A 6,736-nucleotide genomic window follows, 5' to 3' on the forward strand; every position below is an offset into this window, starting at 1 on the left:
ACCTTCGGGGCGTCGGCCTAGCCCTGGCCGTGCAGGTCCAGGCCGAGGTCGAGCGCTGGCGCCGAGTGCGTCAGCGCACCGACCGCGAGGTAGTCGACGCCGGTCTCCGCGTACGCCCGGGCGACGTCGAGGGTGAGTCCACCGGAGGCCTCCAGCAGCGTCCCGGTCCCGGCCGCGCGGGTACGCCGAACCGCCTCCGCGCACTCCTGCGGCGTGAAGTTGTCCACCAGCACCAGCTCCGCCTTGGCCTCCAGCACCGAGTCGAGCTCGGCCAGCGTCGTCACCTCCACCTCCGCCGACAGCTGCGGGGCGTGCCGGCGGGCCGCTTCCAGTGCTGCTGCCGCCGACCCGGCGGCAATCACGTGGTTGTCCTTCACCAGCACGGCGTCACCGAGCCCGAGCCGGTGGTTGACGCCACCGCCGCACCGGACGGCGTATTTCTGCAGCAGCCGAAGGCCGGGCAGCGTCTTGCGGCTGTCGCGCACGGCGCAGCCGGTACCGGCGACGGCGTCCACCCAGGCGGCGGTGAGCGTCGCGATCCCCGACAGGTGGCACACCAGGTTGAGGGCCGGCCGCTCCCCCGTGAGCAGGGTGCGGACCGGTCCGCGCAGGACCAGTGCGGGCTCGCCGGCCCGCAGCCTGGTGCCGTCCTCCACCTGGTGGAGCACCTCCACCTCACCGGGCGCCAGCAGGTCGAAGACGGCGGGTACGAGGACCCCTCCGGCGAGGACGCCCGGCACGCGCGGGGTGACCTCCGCCTCGGCCACCGCGTCGGCCGGCACGGTCGCTGCCGTCGTCTCGTCCGGGCCGTAGCGCAGGTCCTCCGCCAGCGCCGTGCTGAGCACGCGCAAGGTGTCGTCGACATCCAGCCCGGCCCGGGCCAGTGTCTCGGCCACGCCGGGCGAGAAGCCCTGTGCCGCCGGTGCGGCGTCCGGACTGCGGGTTACACCTGTGGGCACCGTCATGCCACACCTCCCAGGTCGAGGGCGGGCCGCAGGGTGGGCTCGCCGGACTCGTCCAGGCCCACCACCAGGCTGCGCCGCCACCGTTGGTCGTCTCGTACGGGATGGTCGTGCCGGACGTGGCAGCCACGGGATTCGGTCCGCGTGGACGCCGCGAGCACCAGCGTGCGGGCCGCCAGGTGGAGCGCGGCATCCTCGGCGTCGGCCCGCCCCGAAGGCTGCCTGCGCGTGGCCATGGCGTCCAGCGACTTGGCCACGATCGCGAGCCCGGCCTGGTCCCTGCCGATCGCCGCGTGCCGGCTCATCAACTGCTGGAGTGCGGGGCGGTCCGCGACCGGCTCGGACGTCAGCAGGTCGTCCACCTGGTGGTCGAGCCGGTCCGCCGACCGGGCCGCGGCCCTGCCGGTGGACCGGTCCGCGACGACGGCCCTCGCCGTCCGGTGTCCCACCACAAGCCCTTCGAGCAGGCTGTTGGAGGCCAGCCGGTTGGCGCCGTGCAGGCCGGTGCGGGCCACCTCCCCCGCCGCGTACAGACCCGGCACCGCGGTCCGGCCGTCGACCGAGGTCACCACGCCGCCGCAGCTGAAGTGCGCGGACGGTGCCACCGGGATCGGTTCGGACGCGGGGTCCACGCCGATCGCCCGGCATGCGGCGTACACCGTGGGGAAGCGCGCACGGAAGGCATCCGCCTTCAGGTGGGTGGCGTCCAGGAACACGTGGTCGTCCACCCCGCCGGGAACATCGGCCAGCCGGCGGATGATCGCCGCCGCGACCACGTCCCGGGGCGCGAGGTCGCCGAGCGGGTGTACGCCTTCCATGACGCGTTCGCCCGCGGCGTCCACCAGGACCGCGCCCTCGCCACGGACGGCCTCGGTGACCAGGGGACGCGAACCCGTGGCACCTCGCCCGGGGTAGAGGACGGTCGGGTGGAACTGCACGAACTCCAGGTCGGCCACCGCCGCGCCCGCGCGCAGGGCCAGCGCGATCCCGTCGGCGGTGGCGACGTCGGGGTTGGTGGTGGTCTCGTAGAGCTGGCCGAGGCCGCCGGTGGCGAGCAGCACGGCGGGTGCCCGGAGGATTCCGGTCACGCCGTCGTCGGCGAGCACCAGCAGCCCGGCCACCGCTCCGCCTTCGGTGCGCAGGATCCTTGCGGCGACGTGGCGTTCGAGCAGTGTCAACCGCTGGTTGCGTACGCCCGCCAGCAGGGCGCGTTCGACCTCGGAGCCGGTGGCGTCACCGCCGGCGTGCACCACCCGGAACGCCGTGTGCCCGCCCTCCCGGGCCAGCGCCAGCAGGCCCCGGCGACCGGGCTGGTCGTCACCGGCGGGGTCGAACACGGCCCCGTCGGCGCGCAGCCGGTTCACCGCGTCCGGCCCGTCGGCCAGGATCGTCGCCACCGCGGCCGGGTCGCACAGGCCCGCTCCGGCGACCAGGGTGTCGTCGACGTGCTTGCGCACGCTGTCACCGGCCTCGTGTTGGCCCGGGAGTACGACCGCAACCCCGCCTTGCGCCCAGCGGGTGTTGCCGGCGTCGGCCTCGGCCTTGGTGACCACGACGACCCGCAGCCCGGCGCGGGTCGCCTCCAGCGCGGCGCTCAGCCCGGCCACGCCCGTACCCACGACGACCAGATCGGCAGCCGCCTCCCAGCGGCTGCTCATTCGCCACCCCCGGGGTTGCCGACCTCGATCATCCTCTGCACCGCTCCGCGCGCCCGTGCGGCGATCTCCGGCGCGACGTGCACCTCGTCGGTGCCCTCGCGGAGGCTGCGCAGCAATGCTCCCGGCGTGATCATCTTCATGTAGCGGCACGAGGCCCGGTCGTTCACCGCACGGAAGTCGACGCCCGGCGCGGCCTTGCGAAGCTGGTGCAGCATGCCGATCTCGGTGGCCACCAGCACCGACCGCGCCTTCGTCTCCCTGGCCTGGTCGAGCATCCCGCCGGTGGAGAGGATCTTCACCCGGTCCGCCGCCACCGTACCCTCACCGGCGAGGTAGAGCGCCGAGGTGGCACAGCCGCACTCGGGGTGGATGAACAGCTCCGCGTCGGGCTCTGCGGCGGCCCGGTCGGCCAGCTCGGCCCCGTTGATGCCGGCGTGGACGTGGCACTCCCCCGCCCAGATGTGCAGGTTGTCCCGGCCGGTCTCCCGCTTGACGTGGGCGCCGAGGAACATGTCCGGCAGGAACAGCACCTCCCGGTCGGCGGGGACCGAGGCCACCACCTCGACCGCGTTCGCGGACGTGCAGCAGATGTCGGTCTCGGCCTTCACCTCGGCGGTGGTGTTGACGTACGACACGACCACCGCGCCGGGGTGCTCGGCCTTCCAGGCCCGCAGCTGGTCGGCGGTGATCGAGTCGGCCAGGGAGCAGCCGGCCCGCGCGTCGGGGATCAGGACGGTCTTGTCGGGGCTGAGGATCTTCGCCGACTCCGCCATGAAGTGCACGCCGCAGAAGACGATGGTGGACGCCTCGCTGGCCGCGGCGATGCGGCTGAGCGCGAGGGAGTCGCCGGTGTGGTCGGCGATGTCCTGGATCTCGGGGATCTGGTAGTTGTGCGCGAGCAGCACCGCGTCGTGCTCGGCGGCAAGCCGGCGTACCTCTTCTCGCCACGCGTCGTCCGGCACCACCTCGTCGTAGGCCGTGTCCGCGCGGACCGCTTCAGTGACAGGGGTCATGTGACCCTCCCGGCAGGTTTCCTCACCCGGAGCGGGTGCCCCGGGTCTTCGTCCAGGCTTCCGGCGCCTGGGGTTTTCGACTTACGAGCGAAAACTTCCCGAGATACTATCACCGCGTGAGTCGATTGGGGCATGAGGTGCTGGCAGCGGTCCTCCAGGTCCGGTCCCGGTCGCTGCAGGTTCTGCTCTGGCAGCGCGCCCGCGAGCCCCAGGTGGGCAGGTGGGCACTGCCCGGCGGCCGGCTGGGCGCCGTCGAGGACGTCGAGAGCTCCGTACGCCGGCAGCTCGCCGAGAAGGTCGACGTACGCCAGCTGTCCCACGTCGAGCAGCTCGCGGTGTTCAGCGCACCCGACCGGATGCCCGGGCCGCGGGTCCTGGCCACGGCGTTCCTGGGGCTGGTGCCGAGCGACAACGACCCGGAGATCCCCGAGGACACCCGCTGGTTTCCGATCGAGGATCTCCCGAAGACCGCGTTCGACCACCAGGCCATCGTGTTGCGCGCCCGCGACCGGCTGCGGTCCAAACTGTCCTACACCAACCTCGGGTTCGCCCTCGCTCCCCCGACGTTCACCGTCTCCGAGCTCCGCGAGGTCTACTCCGCAGCACTCGGGCACCGGGTCTCGGCGACCAACCTGCAGCGGGTGCTGACCAGGCGCGGACAGCTGGAGGCCACCGGCCAGACCGCCGGCTCCGGGCCGACCGGCGGCCGCCCCGCCGCGTTGTTCCGGTTCACCTGCCGGGACATGTTCATCACCGACCCGTTCGCGGTGCTCCGCCCGCCGACCGTGCGCAGCTGACCACCGCAACCGGCCGGCCGGCCGTACCCGAACGGTCCTGAGACCCTGTGCGCATGGACCTGCTGCTGCTCTCCAACTCCCGCAACCACGGGCGGGAGTTCCTCGCCCACGCGCTGGACGAGGTTGACGACTTCATCGGCGCCAACCGCCGGTTGACGTTCGTGCCGTACGCGCTGGCCGACCACGACGCCTACACGGCGATCGTGGCCGCGGCTCTGGCGCCGCGCGGAATCACCGTCGTCGGGGTGCACACCGTGGCCGATCCGAGACAGGAGGTGGCCCGGGCCGAGGTGGTCTTCGTCGGCGGCGGCAACTCCTTCCGGCTGTTGAAGACGTTGTACGCGACCGGGCTGCTGGAGACGATCGGTGACCGGGTGCGCGCCGGAGCCCTGCGCTACATGGGTGCGAGCGCGGGCACCAACATGGCCGCACCCACACTGCGGACGACCAACGACATGCCGATCGTGTCGCCGCCGTCGTTCGAGACGTTCGGGTTCGTTCCGTTCCAGATCAACCCGCACTACCTCGACCCTGCGCCGGCGAGCACCCACATGGGCGAGACACGAGAGGAGCGGATTCGGGAGTTCCTGGAGGAGAACGACGTCCCGGTGCTCGGACTCCGTGAAGGCTCCTGGCTGCGGGTGAGCGGTTCGGTGGCACGTCTCGGTGGCGACAACGGCGCACTGCTGTTCGCCCGTAACTCCGAACCGGCCGAACTCGTCCCGGGCGAGGACGTGTCGCCCCTGCTGGCCACCACACCGCGCTATGACGTGACACGGTCAGGTTGACGTCGACTGTCATGGCCGGAGCACTTTCTGATGCGGGTCCACCCACTCCGGCGGGATGTACTCCGGGTGGCCGTGTGCGCCCATGCGGACCGTCCAGCCGCGGTGGTGGACGAAGGTGTGGTGGGTTTTGCACAGGAGGACTCCGTTGTCGAGGTCCGTCGGCCCGAAGTCGTCCCAGGCCGTCATGTGGTGGGCGACGCAGCGGCGTTCGGGGACCTGGCAGCCTGGGAAGTGACAGTGAGACCCGTCGCGGACCGCTAATGCCCGGCGTTGCGCTTCGGTGAAGAACCTGTCGGCCATTCCGACGTCGAGGACCTCACCGTCGCCACCGAGGACGACAGGGATGATGTTCGCGTCACACGCCATCCGCCGGATCGTGGCCACCGAGATCGGCTCGCCGCGCAGGCCGAAGATCCTGGCCGAGCCGCCACCGCCGCACTTGCTGCAACCGTCGTGCGGGTCGATGCGCCCCATGGGGTCAGTGAGGTCCTCGGGATCAGTGGTGTCATCGGGCTCGCCGGTGTCGTCGGGTTCGCTGGTGTCACCGGGCTCGCTGGGTTCGTGGGCAGCCTCCGGCCCCGCCGCACCCTCCTCGATCTCAGGCTCGGCGCCGGCGGCCTCTTGTGCCCCGAGGTCACAGTCCTCGGGTCCGGTATCAGTTTCCGGATCGGGTCCAAATCCCGGTCCACCTTCGGGATTCAATCCGGTTGCGGTGTTCAAGTGTGGGTGCCGGCCGGGTTCTCGCGGTCCGGGTATTCGATCCGCGACGCTGCCCGGACCGGGTGGGCTGGGTGCGTCGACTGGATGGTGTGCGCGGAATGGGTCGGGTGACAGCTCCTCCTTGCCCGGTTGACGATTCCGTCTACTCGTCGTCCACTGACCACCGGGACGACCCAGGTCGTCGCCGTTGGCCCCGCTCGCTTCGCGCAGGTCTGTCGTCTCGCCCAGATCGGCTCCCGTGTGTGGGTCGCCGGTGTCGGCCGGCTGGGCTGTCTCGCCGGGACCGTCCGTCAGCTCCGGGTCAACGACCTCTTCGTCAACGTCGGATTGCGACGCGGCACCCGCGGCGGCATTGCCGCTCGGCCCGGCATTGCCGCTCGACCCGGCATTGCCGCTCGGCTCGGTGTCTCCGGCGTCGTCGCTCTGCTTGCTGGGATTGGAGTTGGCAGGCGTGGCCTCTGCGGTGCCGGGGCGGGTCTTGTCTGGCCCGGACTCTCCCGACCCGGGCTGTCCCGCCTCAGAACCCTCGGTGCGCTTGGCGGTCTCGTCCTGGGGCTGGCCCTTGGCCTGGCGCCTGGCTTGGCGCTGGGCTTGGCGTTGGGCGTCGGGGGTCTGGCAGCCACACGGCATGGGCCGGACGGGGTTGAGGTCGTCGATCGTGCCGTACCCGACCCCGTTCATCAGGTTCTGCAAATCGATCAGCACGGTGACGCAGTCCCGTCCTCGGCCGCGGTTGGGCGAGGCTTCCCATTCAGCCCACCTGGCGACCAACTCCGCGAACGCGTCGCCACGCTTTTG

5 protein-coding genes and 1 pseudogene are annotated in these 6,736 nt (G+C 71.8%); 2 read left to right on the forward strand and 4 right to left on the reverse strand.

Annotated elements, in window-relative coordinates:
* Positions 1-17 precede the first annotated feature (17 nt).
* The 3 genes from nadC to nadA are packed head-to-tail and all read right to left on the reverse strand — an operon-like array spanning position 18 to position 3,633.
* Positions 18-965 carry a carboxylating nicotinate-nucleotide diphosphorylase gene (gene nadC, locus ABZV93_RS10775; RefSeq protein WP_354933312.1) on the reverse strand — a complete coding sequence of 316 codons (948 nt, stop codon included), beginning with the start codon at positions 963-965 and terminating at the stop codon, positions 18-20.
* A complete protein-coding gene (locus tag ABZV93_RS10780) occupies positions 962-2,620 on the reverse strand; it encodes an L-aspartate oxidase (protein WP_354933314.1) in 1,659 nt (552 codons plus the stop codon). The genes nadC and ABZV93_RS10780 overlap by 4 nt, the downstream gene beginning before the upstream one ends.
* Complete coding sequence (gene nadA, locus ABZV93_RS10785; protein WP_354933316.1) at positions 2,617-3,633, reverse strand: quinolinate synthase NadA; 1,017 nt, start codon at positions 3,631-3,633, stop codon at positions 2,617-2,619. The genes ABZV93_RS10780 and nadA overlap by 4 nt, the downstream gene beginning before the upstream one ends.
* Positions 3,634-3,749: 116 nt before the next feature.
* Between nadA and ABZV93_RS10790 the strand changes: the two genes are divergently transcribed.
* Entirely contained in the window at positions 3,750-4,430 is a 681-nt protein-coding gene (locus tag ABZV93_RS10790) for an NUDIX domain-containing protein (protein WP_354933318.1), read from the forward strand.
* Between the two features lie 53 nt (positions 4,431-4,483).
* Positions 4,484-5,218 carry a dipeptidase PepE gene (gene pepE, locus ABZV93_RS10795; RefSeq protein WP_354933320.1) on the forward strand — a complete coding sequence of 245 codons (735 nt, stop codon included), beginning with the start codon at positions 4,484-4,486 and terminating at the stop codon, positions 5,216-5,218.
* A gap of 9 nt (positions 5,219-5,227) precedes the next feature.
* Here pepE and ABZV93_RS10800 read toward each other — a convergent pair.
* A pseudogene (locus tag ABZV93_RS10800) lies at positions 5,228-6,736 on the reverse strand (hypothetical protein); the annotation flags it as partial.

The sequence above is a fragment of the Actinopolymorpha sp. NPDC004070 genome (assembly GCF_040610475.1).
Taxonomy (GTDB): Bacteria; Actinomycetota; Actinomycetes; order Propionibacteriales; family Actinopolymorphaceae; genus Actinopolymorpha.